This window comes from uncultured Paraglaciecola sp. (assembly GCF_913058035.1).
Classification (GTDB): domain Bacteria; phylum Pseudomonadota; class Gammaproteobacteria; order Enterobacterales; family Alteromonadaceae; genus Paraglaciecola.
In genome coordinates, this window is record NZ_CAJXPA010000070.1 from 1 (window position 1) to 22,978 (window position 22,978).

21 protein-coding genes are annotated in these 22,978 nt (G+C 39.6%); 12 read left to right on the plus strand and 9 right to left on the minus strand.

Annotated features, from left to right (window positions below; all coding sequences use genetic code 11):
- The first annotated feature begins 171 nt into the window (after window positions 1-171).
- Together QZ562_RS10815 and QZ562_RS10820 are read left to right on the plus strand one after the other, a co-directional pair.
- A complete protein-coding gene (locus QZ562_RS10815; RefSeq protein ID WP_363315351.1) occupies window positions 172-1,026 on the plus strand; it encodes an SPFH domain-containing protein in 855 nt (284 codons plus the stop codon).
- A gap of 47 nt (window positions 1,027-1,073) precedes the next feature.
- The gene (locus QZ562_RS10820; RefSeq protein ID WP_293759846.1) at window positions 1,074-1,277 is read left to right on the plus strand and encodes a hypothetical protein; all 204 of its coding nucleotides are present in this window, start codon (window positions 1,074-1,076) and stop codon (window positions 1,275-1,277) included.
- 54 nt (window positions 1,278-1,331) lie between these two features.
- On the opposite strand, the gene QZ562_RS10825 is transcribed toward QZ562_RS10820, so the two are convergent.
- Complete coding sequence (locus QZ562_RS10825; RefSeq protein ID WP_293759810.1) at window positions 1,332-2,090, minus strand: choice-of-anchor H family protein; 759 nt, start codon at window positions 2,088-2,090, stop codon at window positions 1,332-1,334.
- A gap of 244 nt (window positions 2,091-2,334) precedes the next feature.
- Between QZ562_RS10825 and katG the strand changes: the two genes are divergently transcribed.
- Window positions 2,335-4,569 carry a catalase/peroxidase HPI gene (katG, locus tag QZ562_RS10830; RefSeq protein WP_293759812.1) on the plus strand — a complete coding sequence of 745 codons (2,235 nt, stop codon included), beginning with the start codon at window positions 2,335-2,337 and terminating at the stop codon, window positions 4,567-4,569.
- A 214-nt stretch (window positions 4,570-4,783) separates the two neighbouring features.
- On the opposite strand, the gene djlA is transcribed toward katG, so the two are convergent.
- The 3 genes from djlA to QZ562_RS10845 are packed head-to-tail and all read right to left on the minus strand — an operon-like array spanning window position 4,784 to window position 7,331.
- Entirely contained in the window at window positions 4,784-5,614 is an 831-nt protein-coding gene (gene djlA / locus QZ562_RS10835) for a co-chaperone DjlA (protein WP_293759814.1), read from the minus strand.
- Between the two features lie 9 nt (window positions 5,615-5,623).
- Window positions 5,624-6,304 (minus strand): N-acetylmuramate alpha-1-phosphate uridylyltransferase MurU, encoded by a 681-nt coding sequence (murU, locus tag QZ562_RS10840; protein ID WP_363315350.1) that lies wholly within the window; start codon window positions 6,302-6,304, stop codon window positions 5,624-5,626.
- Window positions 6,294-7,331, minus strand: coding sequence for a phosphotransferase (locus QZ562_RS10845; protein WP_293759816.1), 1,038 nt, complete (start codon window positions 7,329-7,331; stop codon window positions 6,294-6,296). The genes murU and QZ562_RS10845 overlap by 11 nt, the downstream gene beginning before the upstream one ends.
- Before the next feature lie 157 nt (window positions 7,332-7,488).
- On the opposite strand from QZ562_RS10845, the gene lptD reads away from it, so the two are divergent.
- From lptD to QZ562_RS10885, 8 genes are all read left to right on the plus strand, one after another.
- On the plus strand, window positions 7,489-9,678 hold the full coding sequence (gene lptD, locus QZ562_RS10850) for an LPS assembly protein LptD (RefSeq protein ID WP_293759818.1): 2,190 nt from the start codon (window positions 7,489-7,491) through the stop codon (window positions 9,676-9,678).
- A 138-nt stretch (window positions 9,679-9,816) separates the two neighbouring features.
- Window positions 9,817-11,109 carry a peptidylprolyl isomerase SurA gene (gene surA / locus QZ562_RS10855; protein ID WP_293759820.1) on the plus strand — a complete coding sequence of 431 codons (1,293 nt, stop codon included), beginning with the start codon at window positions 9,817-9,819 and terminating at the stop codon, window positions 11,107-11,109.
- Window positions 11,110-12,093, plus strand: a complete 984-nt coding sequence (gene pdxA / locus QZ562_RS10860; protein WP_293759822.1) for a 4-hydroxythreonine-4-phosphate dehydrogenase PdxA — start codon at window positions 11,110-11,112, stop codon at window positions 12,091-12,093.
- Window positions 12,090-12,905 carry a 16S rRNA (adenine(1518)-N(6)/adenine(1519)-N(6))-dimethyltransferase RsmA gene (gene rsmA / locus QZ562_RS10865; protein WP_293759824.1) on the plus strand — a complete coding sequence of 272 codons (816 nt, stop codon included), beginning with the start codon at window positions 12,090-12,092 and terminating at the stop codon, window positions 12,903-12,905. Before pdxA ends, rsmA begins: the two co-directional genes overlap by 4 nt.
- 32 nt (window positions 12,906-12,937) lie before the next feature.
- On the plus strand, window positions 12,938-13,303 hold the full coding sequence (gene apaG / locus QZ562_RS10870; RefSeq protein WP_293759826.1) for a Co2+/Mg2+ efflux protein ApaG: 366 nt from the start codon (window positions 12,938-12,940) through the stop codon (window positions 13,301-13,303).
- 4 nt (window positions 13,304-13,307) lie between these two features.
- Window positions 13,308-14,120: a symmetrical bis(5'-nucleosyl)-tetraphosphatase gene (locus QZ562_RS10875; RefSeq protein ID WP_293759828.1), complete on the plus strand. Its 813-nt coding sequence runs from the start codon at window positions 13,308-13,310 to the stop codon at window positions 14,118-14,120.
- A gap of 160 nt (window positions 14,121-14,280) precedes the next feature.
- Entirely contained in the window at window positions 14,281-16,308 is a 2,028-nt protein-coding gene (locus QZ562_RS10880) for a methyl-accepting chemotaxis protein (RefSeq protein ID WP_293759830.1), read from the plus strand.
- A gap of 334 nt (window positions 16,309-16,642) precedes the next feature.
- Complete coding sequence (locus tag QZ562_RS10885) at window positions 16,643-17,452, plus strand: glycerol kinase (protein ID WP_293759832.1); 810 nt, start codon at window positions 16,643-16,645, stop codon at window positions 17,450-17,452.
- A gap of 266 nt (window positions 17,453-17,718) precedes the next feature.
- Here the strand turns inward: QZ562_RS10885 and QZ562_RS10890 are convergent, their stop codons facing one another.
- From QZ562_RS10890 to QZ562_RS10900, 3 genes are read right to left on the minus strand one after another with little or no spacing between them, the layout of a single operon-like run.
- Window positions 17,719-18,252: a hypothetical protein gene (locus QZ562_RS10890; RefSeq protein ID WP_293759834.1), complete on the minus strand. Its 534-nt coding sequence runs from the start codon at window positions 18,250-18,252 to the stop codon at window positions 17,719-17,721.
- The gene (locus tag QZ562_RS10895; RefSeq protein ID WP_293759836.1) at window positions 18,249-19,004 is read right to left on the minus strand and encodes a hypothetical protein; all 756 of its coding nucleotides are present in this window, start codon (window positions 19,002-19,004) and stop codon (window positions 18,249-18,251) included. The genes QZ562_RS10890 and QZ562_RS10895 overlap by 4 nt, the downstream gene beginning before the upstream one ends.
- On the minus strand, window positions 19,001-19,492 hold the full coding sequence (locus QZ562_RS10900; RefSeq protein ID WP_293759838.1) for an RNA polymerase sigma factor: 492 nt from the start codon (window positions 19,490-19,492) through the stop codon (window positions 19,001-19,003). The genes QZ562_RS10895 and QZ562_RS10900 overlap by 4 nt, the downstream gene beginning before the upstream one ends.
- A 132-nt stretch (window positions 19,493-19,624) precedes the next feature.
- On the opposite strand from QZ562_RS10900, the gene QZ562_RS10905 reads away from it, so the two are divergent.
- On the plus strand, window positions 19,625-20,971 hold the full coding sequence (locus QZ562_RS10905) for a S8 family serine peptidase (RefSeq protein WP_293759840.1): 1,347 nt from the start codon (window positions 19,625-19,627) through the stop codon (window positions 20,969-20,971).
- A gap of 57 nt (window positions 20,972-21,028) precedes the next feature.
- On the opposite strand, the gene QZ562_RS10910 is transcribed toward QZ562_RS10905, so the two are convergent.
- Complete coding sequence (locus QZ562_RS10910) at window positions 21,029-21,958, minus strand: surface lipoprotein assembly modifier (RefSeq protein WP_293759842.1); 930 nt, start codon at window positions 21,956-21,958, stop codon at window positions 21,029-21,031.
- 66 nt (window positions 21,959-22,024) lie between these two features.
- A partial coding sequence (locus tag QZ562_RS10915) for a hypothetical protein (RefSeq protein ID WP_293759844.1) occupies window positions 22,025-22,978 on the minus strand: 954 nt, incomplete at its 5' end.

A 22,978-nucleotide genomic window follows, 5' to 3' on the forward strand; every position in this document is an offset into this window, starting at 1 on the left:
AAAAAAAAGAAAGAAGAAGAAAGAAGAAAAAAAAAGAGAAAGGAAGAAAGAGAAAAAAGAGGAAAGGAAAAAGAAAGAAAAAGAAGGAATAAGAAATGTAGAAAGGAATAGTGGGATAGGAGATATGTATAAGAGGAGGTTCATAATGATATCAAACAGGAGTTTTTCATGATTAGCGAAAAAAAAGGGTTTTCGATTAATGGGTACTTGGCTTTTTTTGTTGTTTTGCCCTTACTACAAATTAGTTTTGGTTTAATGCTTGCGAATAAAATATTGATCCCCGTTAGTATTGTGTGCTCCATCATTGTGCTCATTTGCTGGGCTGGCTTCTTTATGGTGCAACCTAATCAAGCTAAAGTCATGACCTTATTTGGTAGCTATGTAGGCACTGAAAAACGTAACGGCCTTCGCTGGACTATCCCATTTTTTATGCGCAAAACGGTGTCTTTGCGTATTCGCAACTTCGAATCGGCCAAAATAAAGGTTAACGATAACTTAGGTAACCCCATAGAAATCGCCACCATAGTGGTATGGTCTGTGACTGACTCGGCTGAGGCCATGTTTGAGGTGGACGACTATGAAAGTTACGTTACTATTCAAACTGAGTCGGCACTTCGAAATATGGCAAGCAGTTACTGCTACGACCCGCAAGATGATGATAGTGCTGATATTGCGCTGCGCAGTCATCCTCAGCATATTTCTGAAATTTTAAAACAAGAAATCCAAGAGCGTTTGGGTAAAGCAGGCTTAACAGTGCATGAGTCTAAAATCAGCCACTTGGCTTATTCACCAGAAATTGCCAGTGCTATGTTACAACGGCAACAAGCTACCGCCATCATTGCTGCTCGCAGTAAGATTGTGGAGGGTGCAGTTGGTATGGTTGAAATGGCACTGGATAGACTCAAATCGAGAGGTGTCATAGAACTTGACGAAGAACGCAAGGCGATGATGGTCAGCAATTTGTTGGTGGTATTGTGTGGAGATAAAAATGCTCAACCCATCATTAATAGTGGCAGCTTATATTAGCGTCAAGTGAAATCAAGTGAAAAGAGCGTGCTTACCTTACTGGGAACATAATGTCTAAAAAAGCTTTTCCTCTTAGAATAAATGCTGATGTATTGGCAGCTATGCAACGCTGGGCAGATGATGATCTGCGCAGCGTCAATGCCCAGATAGAATATGTACTAAGAGACAGCCTAGTTAAATATGGTCGAGTGAAATTAGTCCAAAAAGTTACAACTGAAGTGGTTGATAACGATGCAAAAAAAACAAGTTAAGGTGGCTTTGAGTTTCTAAAATTTCAAAGCCACAATTTAAAGAGCTACTTTAATTTAACCTCTTTTTTTGTATTTACGCATCATTAGCAACAAAGGTATCAATAACAGTCCCAAGAGACCCACACTGCCACCGTGTTCATGAACAATTATACCCTGAGTTGTTTCATACTCTTGACTTTCAATAGATAATAAAAATAAATCTGCGTCATCATTTCCGTCATAAACAGCCACTAGTTCATCGCTATAGGCATCATACAACTCAATTAACACCTCATATTCGGCAGAAGAAAAACCGTTTAATAATTCAGATTCCACCACAAAACTATCATTGCTATTATCAGAAAAGATATTGAAGTTAGAGGTACTGTGATATTCCCTAAATACTTCGTCTTTACCCAAGTATAATCTGGCATACACTTCTGCTGCGGAATATCCAGTATCGGCGTCAAATTCAACCGAGAAATGATTAAAATATCCGTCTCCATCATCATCACTATAAAATTCAACCCAAGCATCAAAAATCCAAAACTCTTGATTAAAAGCCTTTGCCTCTGGTCTTACGGTTAACATTTTAGCCAGTTCCATTTTTTTATGGGTGTCATTTGCTACTGTTTTTAACTGAGTGCTAGGCATCGAAGATAAGGTATTGCCTTGAGCATACTTAGAAGCTTTGTAGATCACTCCACTTTTATCCTCAAATTGTTTTTCTGATGACTGAACACTCCAACTCTCATTTTCTGTATTCCATTCTCTCCCCAATGTAGCACTCGATAAAAAAAGACCGCACAACATTAATAAACTTAAGTTTTTCATCTTATTTTCCTTTTCAAAGTTTCAATCATTGTGGAACGAAAAGCATGAACAAAAACTGAAGATTGGCTTAATTAACCTTAATCATCATAAATAAAAAGATTAAGAACAGCTATATAGATAGCTAAAATCGATTGTTATATGTCACTATCTAACCAATAACCTACTAATATAGTATTGGGAAATATAGGTAACATAATTTTATTAGCTGACTTGTAAATCAATATAACTAGCTCAGGAGAAAAATATGCAGAATGAGAATAAAGGTGATAATAAAGGTGATAATAATAAAGGTATCGGGAAATGCCCAGTTATGCATGGTTCGATGACAAAAAACTCAGGAATTGCTAAAGACAATCGTGATTGGTGGCCAAATCAATTAAATCTAAATATTCTTCATCAACACTCTTCGCGTTCTAGCCCTATGGGAGAGTCTTTTAATTATGCTGAGGAGTTTAACAAACTTGATCTGGATGCCTTAAAAAACGACTTACATGAGTTGATGACAGATTCCAAAGACTGGTGGCCTGCTGATTATGGTCATTATGGTCCATTTTTCATCCGTATGACTTGGCATAGTGCAGGTACTTATCGCACTGGAGACGGACGTGGGGGTGCTGGTGCTGGTTCACAACGTTTTGCACCTCTTAATAGTTGGCCAGACAACGGCAACCTTGACAAAGCCCGTCGACTCCTTTGGCCTATTAAACAGAAATACGGAAATAAAATTTCTTGGGCAGACTTGATAGTATTAACGGGCAATTGTGCGCTTGACTCTATGGGATTTAAAACGTTCGGTTTTGCTGGTGGTCGTGAAGATATTTGGGAACCCGAACAAGATATTTATTGGGGTTCTGAAGACGAATGGCTTGGTGACAAACGTTACAGTGGCGAACGTGAACTTGAAAACCCTCTTGCAGCTGTTCAAATGGGGCTCATTTATGTTAACCCTGAAGGCCCTAATGGCACCCCAGATCCTCTTGCTTCAGCGCACGATATTCGTGAAACGTTTGCCAGAATGGCAATGGACGATGAAGAGACTGTAGCCCTTACTGCGGGAGGGCATACATTTGGGAAATGCCATGGTGCAGCGGGTGAAGAATATATTGGCCCAGCTCCAGAAGGCGCAAGTATAGAAGAACAAGGACTAGGTTGGAAAAGTAGTTTTGGCAGCGGTAAAGGTGAGCATACTATAACTAGTGGTGTAGAGGGCGCATGGACAACAGATCCTACAACGTGGGATAACGGCTACTTCGATGTTTTACTTGGTTATGATTGGGAGCTAACCAAAAGTCCATTTGGTGCACACCAATGGACCCCAACGTCTGCCTCCGCAAAAGGCACAGTGCCAGATGCAAATAACCCAGCAAAAAGCTTTGCTCCAATGATGACAACGGCAGATATGGCCTTAAAATTAGATCCTATTTATGCGCCTATTTCAAAGTACTTCCATGAAAATCCTGAAGTTTTTGCCGATGTATTCGCGCGTGCCTGGTACAAACTAACTCACAGAGACATGGGACCCATTTCACGCTATTTAGGTAACTGTGTGCCTTCAGAAGAATTGATATGGCAAGACCCAGTCCCTGCTGTTACTCATGAGCTTGTTGATGATAAAGATATTACCCGTCTTAAAAGTCAGATATTGGATTCTGGATTAACTATTTCTGAATTGGTGTATACCGCTTGGACATCAGCTTCGACTTTTAGAGGATCTGATAAACGTGGAGGAGCAAATGGCGCAAGAATACGCCTGGCGCCACAAAAAGACTGGGAATCCAGTCAACCGGAACAATTAACCAAGGTATTGGCTGCTCTCACTCTCATTCATCAAGACTTTAACGCTAATCAATCCGGTGATAAACAGATATCTATAGCTGACTTGATTGTACTTGGAGGCTGCACAGCCATAGAAAAGGCTAGCCAAAATGCTGGTAATAGTTCCACCGTGCCCTTTGCACCCGGACGTACCGACGCATCTCAAGCTCAAACAGACGTGCAAGCTTTTGCAGTGCTTGAGCCAAATGCAGATGGGTTTAGCAATTATATGAAAGGCAATTTCACCGTATCGTCGGAAGAGTTATTGCTCGACCGTGCTCAACTACTGACCCTAACAGTACCAGAAATGACAGTTTTAGTGGGTGGAATGCGCGCTCTTAATGCCAATTTTGAACAAACACAACATGGTGTCATGACCGCTCGTCCAGAAACGCTCACTAACGACTTTTTTGTTAACTTGTTAGATATGGCGACTGAATGGAAGGCAACCTCAGATGACCAAGAGTTATTTGAGGGGCGTGACCGCCTTAGCGGTGAATTAAAGTGGACAGCAACTAGAGCCGATTTGATATTTGGTTCCAATACCCAGTTGCGCGCTAATGCAGAAGTTTATGCTTGTGACGATTCACAGCAAAAGTTTACTCAGGACTTTATTGCAGCTTGGACAAAAGTGATGAACGCAGACCGTTTTGATTTAAATTAATACCGTATCTGTCACTATATTTTAAATCATGGGCATCAACCTTCAACGTTGACTCTTTTTGTTTTTAAAGATTAACAGTATTGTACGCACCTAGAACCATAGGTGTGATACCTCACTTTTTACAAGGCCGTGCGAAATTAATAAAAAATAAGGGGCCGATTAAAACGCAGCGCAGTGATAAATTAATGTATTTTATTTGGATGCAAGTCAGTACTTATTTAAACCCACGCTTTTCCTTTATCATTTCGTAGGCTGACTGAATATCCTGTGTTTTATTCTTAGCAAGCTCCAGCGCCTGTTTAGGCAAACCTTTTGAAACGAGTTTGTCTGGATGGTGCTCACTCATCAACTTTCGGTAGGCTTTTTTGATACTTTTATCATCGTCAGATGTTTTAACACCCAGAATTTTATAGGCATCATCCAAGGATTGTTGAGGCGAATACTTTTGTCCATTGGTGTTTTGTTTACCCCCCCCACCTTGTCTAAAGCGCATTTCTGCTTCAAATGCTGACAATAGATAGAGTAAATCGTGCTGACTAAATCCTAGATATTGAGATACCGTTTCTAAAATAGCTTGTTCTGATCTATCCAACTTACCATCAACATAAGCCGCTTGAATGAGGATTTCTAAATACACCTGCAAAATATCGCGGCGACCATGACAAGATTCTTTAAACTCTTGAACTGTTTGTTTCAATGCAAAGTTTTCAGCTTTGCCATCCCTAAAGGCTTGTTGCGCCTCTTTACGCACCTCGCCTTCAAGGTTCATTTGATCCATCAGAGTACTAGCCATGCGTATTTCGACATCACTCACCTTGCCATCTGCTTTGGCAACATGCCCCATCACCGAAAATAAGCAGTGGAAAAAAACAGCTTGGGTTTTAAATTCATCTTTACTGGCAAAAAAACGGTTAAATCCACCCGTTTGATTAAATTTTTTGCTATAGTTTTTGTCGAACATATGTCCGACTATAAAACCTAAAACCGCACCTGGGATACGCCCAAACATAAAACCAAAAATGGTACCTAAAATTTTACCTATCATCTGCTTCCGTTAACTTTTTTTATTTAATTCGTTTAATCGTTGGGGTGTGCCCACGTCTGCCCATTTCCCAGTGAAATGTTGCGCACTAATTAACTCTTGGTTAATTGCTGCTCGTAGCATAGGAGCTAATGGTTTCACACCAGACTGCACTTGCGCAAAAAAGTTTTTACGATAAACGGCCACCCCACTAAATGTTAGTTTACATCCTTGATTGGGGTGTAATCTATGTCCTTCAAAATAAAAATCTCCAGCCGGATTATGGCTAGGATTATTAACCATAACCAAATGCGCCTCTATCCCTTCGGATAAGTAAGGTGGCAGTCTGTCAAAATCAAAGTCAGTGAAAATATCGCCATTGATCACAACAAACATTTCATCATCTGAATTAGGACAAATCAATGGCATCGCTTTAACGATTCCTCCAGCTGTTTCTAACGCCTGGCTTTCAACAGAATAAAATATATCGAGGCCAAAACGTTTTCCAGTTCCTAAAACATTTTCAATTTGGTGGCCTAACCATGCATGATTGATAATCACTCGCTGGTATCCAGAACGTTTAAGCGATTCAAGGTGATATTCAATCAAGGGTTTACCTCGAATTTTCAATAGCGGTTTAGGGATGGAATCAGTTAAGGGGCGCATTCGCTCTCCCCTTCCCGCGGCCAAGATCATCGCGGTGTTAATCTTCACTTTTATGACCTGTGATATTTACTTTTAACTTTTGCAAAACATTGGGTAACACTCGCTCACGAACAAAATTTGAAAACTCAAAATATTCAGGGTACTGACTGGCTTCATCAATTAGGTAGTGCAAAGTGTGAGGGATATCTAACACGTAGTTGGTTTTTTTATCACGGAGGGACAAACGAGCAAAAATTCCAGCGATCTTAATATGCCTTTGCATACCCACACAATCAAACCACATCTTAAATTCAGTCCATGGATATTGAACATAATATTCTGCATGCCAGTTTTGTAACCATCCAAGTACTTTTTCTTTTGGCCAGTTTTGATAACTATCCCTAAGCAATGAAACCGCATCATAAGTAATAGGTCCCACCACCGCGTCTTGAAAATCAATCACCCCTATTTTATTATCATCAAGCAACATTAAGTTTCGTGAATGATAGTCTCGGTGCATACCTACTTTAGGTTGTATTAAACATGAATCTTTTATTGTATTAAAAGTCTGACTTAACATGGACTTTTCTGCCTGACTGAGACTTAACTGCAGGTATTTGTCTAATAACCACTCGGTAAAAATATTTAATTCTCTGTCAATAAACAGACCATCGAAAACGGGTAATGGCGCTTTTTCTGTGGATAGGCAGTTTTGAATAAGCGGAATATTGGCTAATGCTTTGAAATATAACTGGTCACAGGAGTCCGCTGTCAAGAAGTCACTAAAGATTCGATTGCCAAAATCTTGTTGAATATAAAATCCATGTTCAAGATCATAAGTGTAAATTTCAGGTACCTTTACGCCTTCAGCTTGATAAGCTTTGGCCACAGCAATAAATTGGCTTGCGTTTTCATTTTCTGGCGGAGCATCTACCGCAATAATTGATTGATCACGGTAAATAAACCGATAATATCGACGAAAACTAGCATCTTCTGAAACGGTTTCCAACGAACTACACTCGAAGTCTGTGTTCTGGTTGATCCAAGTCTGTAATTGCTGCTTTCGAAGTTGCTTGAAAGGTAATGGTATATCCAAGGGTATCTCTTATTCGTTAAACAAATTTAATTACTTTATAAGAGTAAAGAATGGCGAAATATGGCTTTTTTTGCAAGTTTACTGGTAAATCCCATTGAAACCTTTAAAATTATGTTTCTTCTCACTGTTTTAAATACAACTTTAGGCCACTTTGTACTTGTCTAGTATACAAAACAAACAATTCATATTTATTAGTCTTTTGCTTATGTCGATTGGCCTTGCGGATGCTCAAGAGGTCTGTTTTGTTCCTTTGGCTGGGCCTAATTTTGAAAATTCGCTGTTTGAAGGGCAAATTCAAGTCAAGTCTGAAGATAGTGAAATCAGTCAAGATACTTTTGCTCGATTCAAAGGTAGTGTAGAAATCGATAGTTTTAATGCCAAAATAAAGGCTGATGAAGCACTACTCAATCGGCAGACCCAAACTTTGAATGCAACTGGCAATGTTAGTTTTCAAGATGACAACATTACTGTGTATAGTCAAAGTGTTCAGTTAAATAGGGTTTCAAATGAGTTGCTTATTAAAAACTCAATTTATCAGCTAAACAAAGTACAGGGTCACGGGAAGGCCGAAAAAATTGGTTTGGGCGAGAAGGCTGGGATTAATCTTATAGAATCTAGTTTTACTTCTTGCCCTGTGGATAACGAAGTGTGGCGCATCCAAGCAAGTAATATAAAAATTACACCTGACCAATCAAGAGGGGTAATTAAACATGCACGATTTTATATTAAAGACATACCTTTGCTGTATTTGCCGTACTTTTCCTTCCCAGTTAATGAGCAAAAACAATCTGGAATCCTCTACCCAAGTATTTCTAATAATAGTTCCACTGGTATGAGTGTTGAACAGCCTATTTATTGGAATATTGCGCCCAACTATGACTTAACTTTTAGCCCTAGGTTGATGACGGAACGTGGATTACAGCTTAAAACTGAATTCCGATATTTAACCGAAAATCAATCTGGGCAGGCAAATATTGAATATTTATCTAATGACCGAGACTTAGATGATAACGCGAGCCGTTATTTTTATCGGCTAGTACACAGTGGGCAGATTGGTGATAACTGGCGAGTCAATGTTGATATTAATGGACTAAGTGACGACAATTATATCGTCGATTTGGGTTCCGATTATTATAATCGAGCAGATACTCATTTATACAAAACACTGGGTGTGAGTTACTTTACACAGGATTTAGACGTTACTGCACAATTCAGGGATTTTGAAGTACTAGGCGATCATCCAGATAGTTATCGTGCATTACCCGAAGTTAGACTCAACTACTTAACTCCATTGGGGCTAGGTGCCGAGTTTGCAGTGAATTCAGAGTTAGCGTATTTTGAAAGTGGTGAATTAAATAATCCAACAGCAACCCGTTTTCATATAGCTCCAACGGTGCGTTATCCATATAGGAATGAATGGAGCGAGTTTTTAGCAGAAGCTACGGTTTTACATACCCAGTACATTCAAGAAAACATACAAAATTTAGCACTTAAAAAAAATGTTACCCGTACTTTAAGCCAAGCCAAAATTTATGGTTCTTTGGCGTTTGAAAGACCTGCTCACTGGTTTGGAGCTCAGGCAACTCAGACCTTTGAACCCAAAATTCAATACTTATACACCAGCTTCGAAGACCAAAGTAATATTGGTCTATATGACACAACCCGACTATTTAATGACTTCTCTGGGTTATTCAGAGGCCAGGAATTTACTGGCCTTGATCGCATTAGCGATAATAATCAAATTACGATAGGTATGACATCAAGATTTATTGATAAGAATAATCAAGAACGCTTTAAACTTAGCCTAGGGCAGATATTTTATTTGAAAGACAATCAAGTGGTAGACGCCTCAAAGGATGATGACCGTTCAGCCTTAGCCGCAGAGCTAGACTGGAAGATAGGCAGTAAATGGTATGTAAATACTCAGGCTCAAGTTTCTACCATCACTGATAAAATTGAACGTAGTAGCTTATCGATAGAATACCAGCTCGGCAAAAACAAGGTTTTGCAAATAAACCACCGCTATGTAAGAGATTTATCTTCAGAGGAAATTAATCAAGTGGGTATCACTGCCAGCTGGCCTATGGCTAAGAATTGGCAATGGGTTGGACGTTGGTATCATGACTTAGAGCTAAACAGGACCGTGGAGAGTTATACTGGTGTACAATATGAGTCGTGCTGTTGGAATATCAGTTTTGTTGCCCAGCGTAACTTAAGTAACCGTTTTGATGTTAATGGATCACAAAGTACCAATGAATTCGAATCAAGCTTTCGTGTATACTTCACCACGCGAAACTTGTTAAGAGAGGGGTTGTTTGGATATAGACGCCCTTATTTATTAAACTAAAGATTAGGGTTGTTTGCGTATCGACGCTCTGAAATATTGAACTAATTTGGGTTTGAGCTAACTAAAAGCTGCTCACCTTCGCATTCACCTAAGGTGTGAAACCAAAAATCACCCTCAACTAAAAAAGTAAAGATAATCATGAAAGTAATAGTAGTAGCCATTTTAATTAGCTCTTTCTTATCACTTAAGACAGAGGCAGCACCTGAACTATTAGATAGCGTATCAGTGATCGTTGACCAAGGTGTGGTGTTAGAGAGTCAAATAACCGAGTTAGTTACCGTTGTAAAACGTAATGCTATGCTTAACGATCAAACTCTACCTTCCGATCGGGTTCTGCGAACTCAGGCCATTGAGAAGCTAATATTGGATAATCTGCAAATGCAGATGGCAGATCGTATGGGTATCCAAATCAGTGACCCTCAGCTAGAGCAGACCATCGCCAATATTGCTCAAGGCGAAAACATGAATATTACTCAGTTTCGCGAAAAAGTGGCTCAAGAAGGTGTAACTTACAATACATACCGTGAAGATATCCGAAAAGAACTAATACTGGGTGAAGTGCGTCGGGCCAACGTTCGCCGCCGTGTCTATATTACCGAGCAAGAAATTAGTAATTTAGTAAAATTGATCGATGAACAAGGTGAGCAACAAGCTGAATATAACTTGGGCCACATTTTAATTGAATTTCCACCTGAGCCAACAGATGAAGATATCGAAAAAGCTAAAACTCGAGCAAATAAGGTAATTGAATTACTTAATAGCGGTTCTGACTTTTCAAGAATTGCCACCGCGTCTTCTGGTGGTTCACGCGCTCTGGAAGGTGGAGACATGGGTTGGATGAATATAAACTCTATGCCAACGTTGTTTGCTGAAGCAGTGCAAAAAAAGTCTAAAGACGATTTGATTGGTCCCATTAGAAGTGGCGCTGGCTTTCATGTTTTGAAGGTCAAAGGGCTTAGAGGAATCGAGATAGTCGAAGTGACCGAAGTAAGTTCACGACATATCCTCATAAAACCTTCCGTTATTTTAAGTGATGACAAAGCCCAAAAAATGCTTGAGAAATTTCGTGAACAAATATTAACGGGTGATGCTGATTTTGCGGCATTAGCTAAAGAGCATTCTGCTGATCCGGGGTCTGCGTTAAAAGGTGGAGATTTAGGCTGGGCCAATCCAAATGTATATGTACCTGAATTCCGAGATACCTTAGGAAATTTAGAAGTAAATGAAATTAGTGCACCGGTTCGTTCACAACACGGTTGGCATCTTATGCAGTTAATTGATAAACGTGTTGGTGATGCGACTGAAAAACGTAAAGAAGAAAAAGCTCATCAGTTGTTATTTCAACGTAAATTTTCTGAAGAGTCTGACGTTTGGTTGAGAGAAATACGTGCCAGTGCTTACATTGAAGTACTCGTTCAGCAAGGCGCATAATTGAAACCACTAAAATTAGCGATCACCCCAGGCGAGCCTGCAGGGATTGGTCCAGACTTATTATTGAGTATTGCACTTAAACAATGGCCTGCGCAGTTAGTAGCCTTTGCCGATGGCGATATGCTCATGCAACGTGCTAAGCAATTAAATTTAGCCATTACCTTAGTACCATATGACAAAAGTGCTGTGCACACATTGCCTGCAGGGCAGTTATTTTTGGTCGACATTAAAACAAAAGTACCGGTTAAAAGTGGTGAGTTAGATAGCGAGAATGGTCATTATGTTGTAGAAACATTACGCCAAGCATGTAAAAAGAATTTAGATGGTGAATTTGATGCCGTAGTAACAGGACCAGTGCATAAAGGTATTATAAATGAAGCCGGTATTTCTTTTAGCGGTCATACCGAATTTTTTGCGAATGAGTCTAATACTAACGACGTGGTAATGATGTTAGCGACAGAAGGCCTCAGAGTAGTACTCGCCACTACTCATATTCCTTTGGCTTATGTCGCCAAGGCGATTACCTTCGAACGTCTCCATAAGGTAATTCACATAGTGAATACCGACTTAATGTTAAAATTTGGGATTAAAAAGCCGCATATTTTTGTTTGTGGATTAAATCCTCATGCTGGTGAAAATGGGCATATAGGCAAAGAAGAAATTTTAGTGATTATACCTGCGTTGAATGCACTGCGGGCTGAAGGCCTAAACATCACAGGACCTTTGCCAGCTGATACTATTTTCAATCCAAAATATTTAGAGCAGGCTGACGCAGTACTAGCTATGTATCACGATCAAGGGCTTCCAGTTTTAAAGTATAAAGGATTTGGAGCCTCGGTTAATATCACCCTGGGTCTCCCATTTATACGTACATCGGTAGACCACGGTACCGCATTGGATCTGGCAGGCTCAGGTCTTGCAGACGCGGGCAGCTTCAATCTAGCCATAGAAAAAGCCATATCAATAGCGGCGCAAAAAGAATGAGTAAACAACACTTAGGTCATACAGCCAGAAAACGTTTTGGCCAGAATTTTTTACATGATAGTTATGTTATAGATCAAATAGTCACTGTCATAGGACCTCAGAAAGACCAACACATGGTTGAAATTGGTCCTGGTCTGGGTGCACTAACTGAGCCGGTATGCGAATTAGTTGATTCACTTACTGTAATTGAACTCGATAGGGATTTAGCTGCAAGGTTAAGAACCCATCCTTTTATTGCCAATAAGCTTAATATTGTTGAAGCTGATGCACTAAAATACGATTTTTCTCAGCTTTTATCGCAAGATGGATTATCAGGTAACAAACCTTTACGTATTTTTGGTAATCTTCCTTACAATATTTCGACACCTTTGATGTTCCACTTATTTTCTTTTGCTAATAAAGTTCAAGACATGCACTTTATGCTGCAAAAAGAGGTGGTAAACCGTTTAGCAGCCAGCCCAGGTAATAAAAGCTACGGTCGCCTGTCAGTTATGGCCCAATATCATTGCCAAATAATACCGGTTTTACAAGTGCCGCCTAGTGCCTTTAGCCCACCCCCAAAAGTGGACTCGGCCGTTGTAAGATTGGTTCCTCATCAAGAGAAACCCGTATCTTTGATAAATGAAGGCACATTACATAAAGTCTGTGCTCAGGCGTTTAACCAAAGGCGCAAGACAATTCGTAATAGCTTAAAAGAAAGCCTTAGCGAACAACAGCTCATCGATATAGATATTAACCCCGAATTACGTGCTGAAAATTTATCGTTGCAGCAGTATGCAAAAATTGCCAATGCGGTAGACTCTTTAGTATAAATCTCAATGTAAATGGCAGTGTTGAAATACAGATGACTCAAGTTGATATAAAAGTTGAAACTCAGTATCTAAAAAATCAGATACCTGATAAGAGTAAGTATGCTTTTGCATATAAAATTTCGATCCATAATAATGGCCAACATACAGTGCAACTTATTAACCGATATTGGCTAATAACAGATGGTAATGGCAAAAAAACAGAAGTACAAGGACCTGGTGTGATAGGTGAACAACCTCATATTAAATCTGGTGATTGCTTTTACTACACCAGTGGTGCAGTGTTAGATACGCCAGTAGGTACAATGCAAGGCCACTATGAAATGCAACGAGAAGATGGAGAACAGTTTGACGCACCTATCAAGGTCTTTAGTTTAGCCGTTCCTAACGTACTAAATTAAAACGGTGTCTACTTATATTGTTGGTGATATTCAAGGCTGCTTTGATGGATTACAAAATCTGCTGAAAAAAGTCGAATTTTCACCTACAAAAGATCACTTGATCGCCGTTGGTGATTTGATCGGTCGCGGCACTCAAGCACTTGAAACCCTTGATTATTTGTATTCCTTAGAAGATAATTTTGATACTGTTTTAGGAAATCATGATCTCAATTTAATGGCCATATACGCAGGTATTCGTAAAGCGAAACCCGGCGATAATCTAGATGTTTTGCTTACTAGCTCGAATATCAAAAATCACATTAACTGGCTAAGAGGCAAACCGCTAGCACTGATGGCCGGCCCAAAAACGCTTGTCACTCATGCAGGTCTTTATCCCGAATGGTCGGTTAAAAAAGCGCTTAAACTCAGCATTGAGGTCAGTGAACAACTGCAGGGTAAAGATTGGAAAAAGGTTTTAGCCAATATGTACGGCAATCAACCTGCAGCTTGGCAGAAAACTTTACTGGGAGATCAGAGATTGCGTTTCATTGTTAACGCCATGACTCGTATGCGTTTTATTGAAAAAAAGGGGAACCTTGATTTCAACTGCAAAATTTCCCCGGATTTAGCTCCTGAGAATCTCACACCTTGGTTTAATGTTGATAACAAAAAACTGAAAACAGATGAAAGAGTTATTTTTGGTCATTGGGCTTCCTTAAATGGAAACACAAATTTAAGCCAGTTCTGTGCTTTAGATACGGGTTATGTGTGGGGACAAACAATGACGATGCTGAACCTATCGACTAATGAAATTTATACGGTAAATCATCAAGATTAATTAATGGCAGTCGATAGTTGATTATATATCTAAATACGCACACTATAATTATCTTCTTTGTCAGTTATAGTATCAAAACATTATTGGCTTGTTAGATTAGTCATTTTATAAAAAGTATAAAGTCAGTCTTGAAACTGCCAACATAATTTAGGGCCATTCTATGAAAATCACAGTAGCTAAGCGCGTCGTGGGTGGGTTTGCAATTATTACACTGCTGCTAGTCATATTAGGGGTAGTAGCGGTGTCCTTTTTATCTAGCATAGACAGTGCAACTGAAGAGGTGAATACGTTAGCGCTTCCAACAGTCAGCGGAAGTAGTCAATTAAAAGTATCGTTTTTGAACATGGGCCGTCTCAGCACTGAAGCCTATTACGAAGACACTCTTGATGGATTGAAAAACAAAAAAATAGCATTCGAAACTAGCCAAAGTAATTTTAATAGTGAATTACGTATCCTCACTAGTGTGGTCAGCAAAGAGCCGGACTTAAGAGCCTCTCTAATCGAAACAGAAAATATTTATCGGCAATATATAGAAAATATTAATACGTTACTTGATAGTAAAAAAGCAGACCTAGAATTTGGCAATAAAGTATTAAATGTATTAGGTGATATTGAAGATAATGCGGATGATAGTTCAACTTTGATTGTGGATTTTGCAGATTTAAGAAAGGTGCAAAACAATGACCAACTTTTAAGAGCTGTAAAAATAGCTAATGGACTTGAATCCAACCTCACTTCGTTATTAACAGTGGGTGCTGAATATGTTAAAACTCAAACCTTAGTCAGAGCCGACACTATAGGAAATGAAGTTAAATTAGTAGTCGAGCAAATTAAAGATAAAACGAATCAAATTCAGACCACTGCAGGGGATAGAGATGACAGTGGCACGTTAAGTGAACTATATGAATTGATTGAAGAAGTCACCGATTCTATTTCTTCGCCTAACGGTTTAATTCAATCACAAATTAAGCGTTTGAATAGTCGAAAGCAGGCTGATACGACATATAAAGCCTCAGAGCAGAATATTAAAAATGCCATTCAAAAACTCAACGATTTATTAATACTAGCTGACTCTAAAGCAAAAGATGCCAAGAAGGATGTCGCTGACTCAGTTACAACAAGTAAAACGGTCACAATAGTTATTGGTATAGTGTCCGTACTCATCGCCGCAGGCATTGCTTATGGAACTGTAATGGCCATAATCAAACCATTACAAAAAGTGAATGAAATACTCCAAGTTGTATCCACTGGTGACCTGACTCGAAGATTAGATGATTCTGCGAAAGATGAGTTTGGCGATTTAGCAAAAAACTGTAATAACTTAATCGATAGCTTAAAAGCATTGATTACTGGTATTAGCTCTCGAGCAGCACAATTAGCGGCTGCAGCTGAGCAAACATCTGCGGTTACAGCACAAACTACTCACTCTATTCAAAACCAAAAATCACAAGTCGCACAAGTTGCAGCAGCAACAACTGAGATGCACAGTACGTCGCAAGTAGTGACAAAAAGTGCAGAAGATACTTTGAGTCAAATAAAACATGCGGACTCTGAAGCAGAAAAAGTTAAGGTTATTTCTGAAGAAAACAAAAGAACTATATTGGTACTAGCTAGAGACGTGGAAGAAGCGGCGCAAGTAATCAACAAATTACATCAAGACAGTGCCAGCATTGGCGGTATATTAGATGTCATTAGAGGTGTTGCAGATCAGACTAATCTATTAGCGTTAAACGCAGCTATCGAAGCCGCCAGAGCAGGTGAACAAGGACGCGGCTTTGCAGTCGTAGCTGATGAGGTCAGAACATTGGCAAGTCGTACGCAAAAATCCACACAAGAAATTAACTCGATGATTGAAGTTTTACAAGCTGGTGCAGAAAAAGCGGTAAATGTCATGAATCAAGGCAAAGAGCAAACAACAATTTGTGTAGAACAAACTGAAAAAGCAACAATAGCATTAGAATCTATTACTGATGCAGTGCATAAAGCTTACGATGTAAGTAGTCAAATTGCACAATCTGCACGTGAACAAAATGTTGTGTCACTAGAAATTAGTGAAAAGCTTGAAAATATCGTGAATATTGCTGAGGAAACCACGATCGGAGCGAATCAGACGTCTGAGTCTAGCCACGAAGTAGCCAAGCTTGCTGAGGAATTACAAAGCTCAGTGCAACAGTTTAGAGTTAGTTAGTTAATTTATTGTCCAAGCTAGGAGCAATGAGCTTTCTAGAGAACATTCGGAAACCGGCTTAAGCCGGTTTTTTTTAGCATTTCCAGAGCTAAATTATAATGCAAAAAACATGCTGCGCTTACTGACAGTTAGCTTGACTGTTAATTGGCACTTTTATCGCAAATTGCTTTGTATGCTATTGTTATTGCGATTAGTTAATCTATTCGGATACACTGTTCTTTAAGTTTTGTTTAGGAAATGAACCATTAACTACTTTTCTACCACTGCCACAGCTAAGCGCCTTTGTCTTGAACCTAAGGCACTTTTCGCTAAACTTCAAGAAGTTAACTATATTGTGCGTCAATCCGATAAATGGGCCTTGACTGCAAAGGGTAAGTTGGCAGGTGGAAGGATTAAAGCCTCTATAAAATTGGGAAATTATATTGAGTGGCCAGGAAACTTTGATGTCACTCAATTACCTGCGCATCAAAGTCCTGACATCTTAGTTGAACTGATTAGTTCAACTAAGATGGGCAAAGAATTGGGCCTCACAGCAAACAAATTAAATTATATCTTTTCAGAACTTGGGTGGGTTAATAAGAGTTTAAAAGGTTGGGTCGTCACTGAACAAGGGCTTAAACAAGGTGCAATTCAAAGTGAAGATACTCGTTCAGGCGTGCCTTATGTCAAGTGGCCAGAAACCATAACCAAGTCTAGGTTGTTGCTTGGCTCCATAAATGATGCTGACGGTACGAATATCCCACCATTTTTTCTGGCAGACAGTACTAAGAACACATCAACTGCAATAATGTTTACAAAAAAAATGGATACTCAACACAGGGCGACTGACGGGCACTATGTTCACTCTAAAGCTGAGATGTTAATTGATAACTGGCTGTATATGGCTCAAATAGTGCACGCTTATGAGCGTAAGTTACCTATTGAAGAAAATATTTTTTGTGACTTTTATATCCCAACTGGCAAAGTCTATATTGAGTATTGGGGATATAGTAGTGATCTTAAATATCTGGCTCGCAAAGATAAAAAATTAGCAGTCTACGAAAAATACGGATTAAAACTCATACAATTAGATGATGCTGATGTGCAAAATTTAGATCATATTTTGCCGCGGTTGCTGTTGAAATTTGGGGTGCAAGCTTATTAATTATCGAGTCTTAATACTTTGAAGTCAGCTATCTAACTACCAAACAATGCTTAACTACCAAACACTGCTTAACTACTAAACACTGCTTAACTACTAAACACTGCTTAAATGCACCTAGACCCACCCAAGACTTTTATCTCCTCAATGTCCAGATAACTTTATTTTGGCACCTAACAAATAATGTTAAAATGCCATTAAATTAGTTTTCTTGTATTGTTAACGTAGACTTGAATAATCGTCTTTGTCACATTTCGCTTTACATAAAATTATAAACTTTGGTTTATCTTCTTACTAAGATTATCAATAACATCTTGAACTCCGTAGCTGTTTTCACTGGGTTTTATGCCCTTGCCCATGCGTATTTCTAAAATACTGTGGACTTCTTTGCGGTCATTATTGATGCCAGAATTAATGTTTACCCCCACTGCAGTGGATGGACGACTACGGGTTTCACAGGTCAATAATCCACAATTTTTTTCCATCTGACGTGTTTGCGAAAAACCGATAGACGATCTAGTTTGTTGTTTTTCTGATTCCACAAATGTTTCTTTGCTGGTCACTACAAACCAGTCGTAACCTTGCTGCTCAGTCAATTCGGCAGAACGCAACAGTGCATAGTCTGATGCATCTGCCACTAATTTCGAGTGACTTTTGAACTGCACTCGGTAACGGTCTTCGGTTATTTTTTGCTCACTGTAACCCACAGAGCCATTTGTTGCCGAACGGTAATCAGGCTTTGAAGCACAGCCTGATACTGAAAATAAAAAGGTAAGTGTTACCATCGTCATTAAATATTTCATAATTCACCTCTATTTTGATCTTCAAATTGCCATTTATAATTGATTGCTTGTTGTTCTTGGTCGCGATCAAAAGCCGAACCACTGATCATTGTATCTATCACTGCTTCCAACTGTTGGTTTCTTGAGGCTGTTTGATAATCGCCCGTGATGGTTTCGCCTTGCTCGGCATGTTGGGTTTCAAGTTGCCAACCACTGGTTCGTTTACAGGCAATGTTGGTAGTGCGACGATCAACGTTGGTTACTTGGTACTGGCGACACAGTTGTTTTTGCTGATTAGCAAAACTCAACTGAACTTTTATCGTTCTCCCATCAGCGAGGTAAGACGTTTCTCCACTTAATTCAGTATCTAACACTGCCGCAATGTTGTTGGAAAAATTGGGGATCGAAGCTTGCTGTGACAAATTCAACATAGTGATACTTGCCACCAGTGCAATACCTGCTGCCATGGCATAAGGTGCTTTTATATCAGCAGTCCATTTTTTCCATGCTGAAATATGCACTACATTATTTAACGTCTTGCTAGTGTTGACCATGCCGTCCAGTTGTTGTGCTAGTGTGACCATTTTATGTGACACCTCAGTCTGGTCAATTTGCTGAGCGTGTTCTAACACCCACTGGTCAACTTGAGCTAATTCAGCCATACGCATAACCAGATTATCATCCGTTTCGAGGGCTAATCGAACTCGTTCCATGTCTTCTAACGGTAATTCTGCATCTAAAAATCCACTTAACATATCATCGTTAATGTTCATGCGTTTTCCTCTGACTCTTGTGGCCTGACCAAGTTCAACAAAGAGTTTCTAGCTCTAGATAAGCGACTCATGACGGTACCAATTGGAATTTCCAAAATTGTAGCCACGTCTTTGTAAGCCATACCCTGCAGGGCAACCAGCGATAAAATTGAACGCTGGTCATGAGGCAAGGTGTTCATCGCAATATTGACTGTCATCAGCAATTCTTGTGACTCATACTGATCTTGCTGTTCTACTGCTGCCTGCTCTTGTAATTCTGGGGCTTGCGTTGCGTTTTGCCTGACTTTACGTGAACGATATTCATCTATCCATACATTGCGACACACTTTAAACGCCCATTTAAGGATTTCTACGTCATCAGGTAATCCTTTTGTTAATATTTTTTCAAATGTGGCTTGCACTAAATCATCCGCATCCGCGTTGCTGCCAGTGAGTGAATAGGCAAAACGTCGCAACATAGGTATGATATTTTCAAACGATTCATTCATTGTTGTTACTCTTTTTTTAATTCCCATTTACAAGGATGACGAATGGGCCTGATTTTTATTCCAAGAATAGTGAAATTTATTTATTGCTGAAACGTTTACTGTTTATATTTACTATTTTAGTTCGAGGATTACATGACACTACATAGAGTCGCCCTAGCCAGTCTGTTAGTTTTCAGCCACACGACATCCGCACAAATTGTGAATACCGATACACTGGTAAAACAAGTTGGTCAGCTGCAACGCACCACGCAGCAAGTGGAAAGTCGTCTTGGTCAATCTATAAGTGCTCCTCCATTTTCCTTAAGTACATTACCGCCAATATCAGAGCTAGTCACTGAACCGCTTGCTAAGCTGCCTAAATTTCTCCCCATTGGCCCAGATCTAAGCAACCCAATTCTAGTGGACGTCGAAGTAGAAGACGGTTTCAGAGCAGTTGAAAACCAATGGATAGTATTGGCAGACCCACACAGTAAACAAGTTTTGATCAGGCTGGGCGCCAATATTGAATCAAGCCAATACTACGCTGGTCTAGGCCTGACCTTATTACGCTTCACGGTACCAGTCTTATTAAATACTAAACAAGCTTTAGCAAAACACTTACCTACTGACACCTTCGCAACCCTGGATCGCAATCACATATACCAAGTACAAAGTCGGCAAAGCCTCCCCATAGATAGCCATACACGTCCAGATATCAAGCTAAACAACAGTCACATGTGTGAGACATTATTACGCATTGGCATGATAGACAGTGCCATAGATAAAACACACCGAGCATTTTCTAAGGCCAACATAAAGGTAAAATCTTTTTTAGCCAACAACCTATCTTCTCCCTCCTTACATGGAAGCGCGGTGGCTAGCGTGCTAATTGGAAATACCGCTGCACTCACACCTTTACTTCCAAAAGCGGTACTTTATTCAGCAGAGGTTTTTTACCGTCAGTCTGAATTTACTCAAGGCGCCACTTTAAGTGCGATGATTGAAGCCTTAAATTGGATGCTTGAGCAGGATGTTGAAGTAATTAATATGAGCTTAGCTGGACCTGATAATCGTATCCTTGAACGCGTGATAAGCGTCGCCACTAGTAAAGGCGCTTTTATTGTTGCTGCAGCTGGGAATGAAGGTCCAGCCGCCACTACAGTTTATCCTGCTGGTTATGAAAACGTCATCGCGGTAAGTGCCTTTGATCAACAACATCGAGCATACCGCTGGTCTAATCGTGGTGACTATATAGATTATTCAGCATTAGGTGTGAACGTATTAAGCGCACAACCTCGACAAGGTTTAGGTAAAGAGTCTGGAACCTCTATGGCAGCCCCTGTGGTTTCGGCAGCACTTGTCTGTTTGTTGGCTGAGCACAAAAAACATAACAAACTTAATAGGGTCACCGTTTTAACCAACCTTTCTGACCGAGCTATAGACCTTGGTCCCAAAGGAAGAGATCCTATTTTTGGTAGAGGTGGCATTGAAAGAAATTAGCCTTATGTTGAAAGTACTTTTTAAAACTGCATTTAAAAACTGCATCTAAAAGTGCATCTAAAAAGTGTACTTTAAACCAACACTGGCCGTAGTCTGCTGATAGGTTTGGCTTTCGAGTTGGCTATTAAAATCGCCATGTTCCAACTCTGTCATCACTGAAAGATTATCTAAAAGATGTAGGTCCCAGTTAGCTTCTATTACCTGCCTATTCTCATCTCTTTCAATTATACCCTCGGCCGGTAGGGTCTCCACTTCAATACTTTGGTAGTCGTTACGTTGAAAACGCAAGCCAACACCCGCTTTAGAATTAAAGCCAAACACTCTGAACTTATGAGTAATTTTAGTCTGAATTCCCATCCCAGAATAGGTGAATTGGTTATCCTGCGTATCTTCTTTTTCGGCAGTTAAGCCAAGCATTAGCATAGTATTAGCACTGTTTATGAAGTGAAATATGTCAAAGGATACCCCCAACCCAATCGCATCACGATCAGATAATTTAGCAAAATATTTATTTTTTGTTTTAACACTGGTACGTAAATACGTTTCGGGCTGTACAAAGTGTCCTAAGTAAAAACTTACTTGTTGAAAATTTAGAAACGTTTCTCCTGCTAGAGAAGCAGAAGCACCGTCGATACGTAACCCAATTTCGCTGCGGTTAAACTTGTAACTGCCATCTATGTTGAGCTGATGTAAGGCTAAATCATACTGTGAATATTCATAGTATGTTTTTTGATTATAGGCATAACTAGAGGACAACTTTGTTTTATCAGTTAATTGCCATTTGCCCTTAACTGCCCCATTAAATTCATAGCCATCATCACTTTGTGAAGACACTTCATCCAACTCATCGACACTCAAAGCAGAATTAAATATAAGCCCCCAACCGACTTCACCATCGAGTTTAAAGCTGGATTGAGTTGTTGCTAATGTTAGCGAACTTGTTGTTAAAGCAAGAACGCATAGCATATTTCTAAAAAATAATTTCATCTTAAGCACTCATAGGTATAAAAGAAAACCGGCACTGCGCCGGCATATGATTGATATTTAGTCAGTTTAAATACCCAAATCTAAGTCACTGTTGATAGTGTTAGCCACTTCAGTTGCTGTTGCATTGGCAACTACGGCATTCATTTGCTCAGTCACTAATGTATCAATTTGACTATTCATCGTTTGCACCATTGAGCTCTCAGCATTACTCTTAATACCATCTGTAATGCTGTTAGTAATACTGTTTGTAATGCTGTTTGTAATACTATTTGTAATACTATTTGCAACAGCAGTATTAGCTGACTGATTGATAATCTGAGAGGCTTGTGACGCAAGCTCCAAGCTTGCCAGTTGCTCTACATTTGCGGATAGGCTGTTGCCAATGTTGGCTGTGTTATCAAAGGCAACAGCATTACTAAGCTCAGGTACATCAAGCATCACGATCGGCGTTGTTTGTTGCACTACCTGAAAATCATTCATTGATTCTGATGGTTCCGATGGCTCCAATGATTCTGCTGATTCTGCTGATTCTGCTGATTCTGCATTAAACGTTGAAGGTAATTGAAGCTGCGATACAGTAGACAAATTGTTTGCAGTAATCACAGATGTTGATTGGGTTGCCGTACTGCTGAGACTCAACAAGCTATTCGACGCTAAATCAGTATTTAGCTCGCCTAACTGAGTACTCGCCTCTTCATAACTTTCATCCGTTGCTGATGCAATTTGCTGTTGTTCAGCGCTGCTATCAGTGTTTGCCTGGGCATTCGTATTTCCCTGGGCGTCGTTATTGCTTTGCGCCGATGAATCAGGTCCTGTCACAGGATTAGTTCTGGCTTGGCCAGTATCTGTTTGCTGTGAAACTGAAGTTTGGTTGGCGAACTGAAAATCTTGACTCACTTGTATGTCGGCTGCAAAAGCTATGCTGCTATAATGAACCACACCCGCCATTACCATGAGGTTTACAATTTTATTTAGCTTAATCATCTTCGTTTCCTGTAGTTTTATGTAAGTGACACAGGG

Bases quoted from the DNA above. Each gene is read 5' to 3' on its own strand.
- rsmA (WP_293759824.1), top strand. From the start codon at position 12,090: ATGAGTAAACAACACTTAGGTCATACAGCCAGAAAACGTTTTGGCCAG.
- QZ562_RS10900 (WP_293759838.1), bottom strand. From the start codon at position 19,492: ATGAATGAATCGTTTGAAAATATCATACCTATGTTGCGACGTTTTGCC.
- katG (WP_293759812.1), top strand. From the start codon at position 2,335: ATGCAGAATGAGAATAAAGGTGATAATAAAGGTGATAATAATAAAGGT.
- QZ562_RS10825 (WP_293759810.1), bottom strand. From the start codon at position 2,090: ATGAAAAACTTAAGTTTATTAATGTTGTGCGGTCTTTTTTTATCGAGT.
- QZ562_RS10880 (WP_293759830.1), top strand. From the start codon at position 14,281: ATGAAAATCACAGTAGCTAAGCGCGTCGTGGGTGGGTTTGCAATTATT.
- surA (WP_293759820.1), top strand. From the start codon at position 9,817: ATGAAAGTAATAGTAGTAGCCATTTTAATTAGCTCTTTCTTATCACTT.
- QZ562_RS10905 (WP_293759840.1), top strand. From the start codon at position 19,625: ATGACACTACATAGAGTCGCCCTAGCCAGTCTGTTAGTTTTCAGCCAC.
- QZ562_RS10890 (WP_293759834.1), bottom strand. From the start codon at position 18,252: ATGAAATATTTAATGACGATGGTAACACTTACCTTTTTATTTTCAGTA.
- djlA (WP_293759814.1), bottom strand. From the start codon at position 5,614: ATGATAGGTAAAATTTTAGGTACCATTTTTGGTTTTATGTTTGGGCGT.
- apaG (WP_293759826.1), top strand. From the start codon at position 12,938: ATGACTCAAGTTGATATAAAAGTTGAAACTCAGTATCTAAAAAATCAG.
- QZ562_RS10910 (WP_293759842.1), bottom strand. From the start codon at position 21,958: ATGAAATTATTTTTTAGAAATATGCTATGCGTTCTTGCTTTAACAACA.
- QZ562_RS10895 (WP_293759836.1), bottom strand. From the start codon at position 19,004: ATGAACATTAACGATGATATGTTAAGTGGATTTTTAGATGCAGAATTA.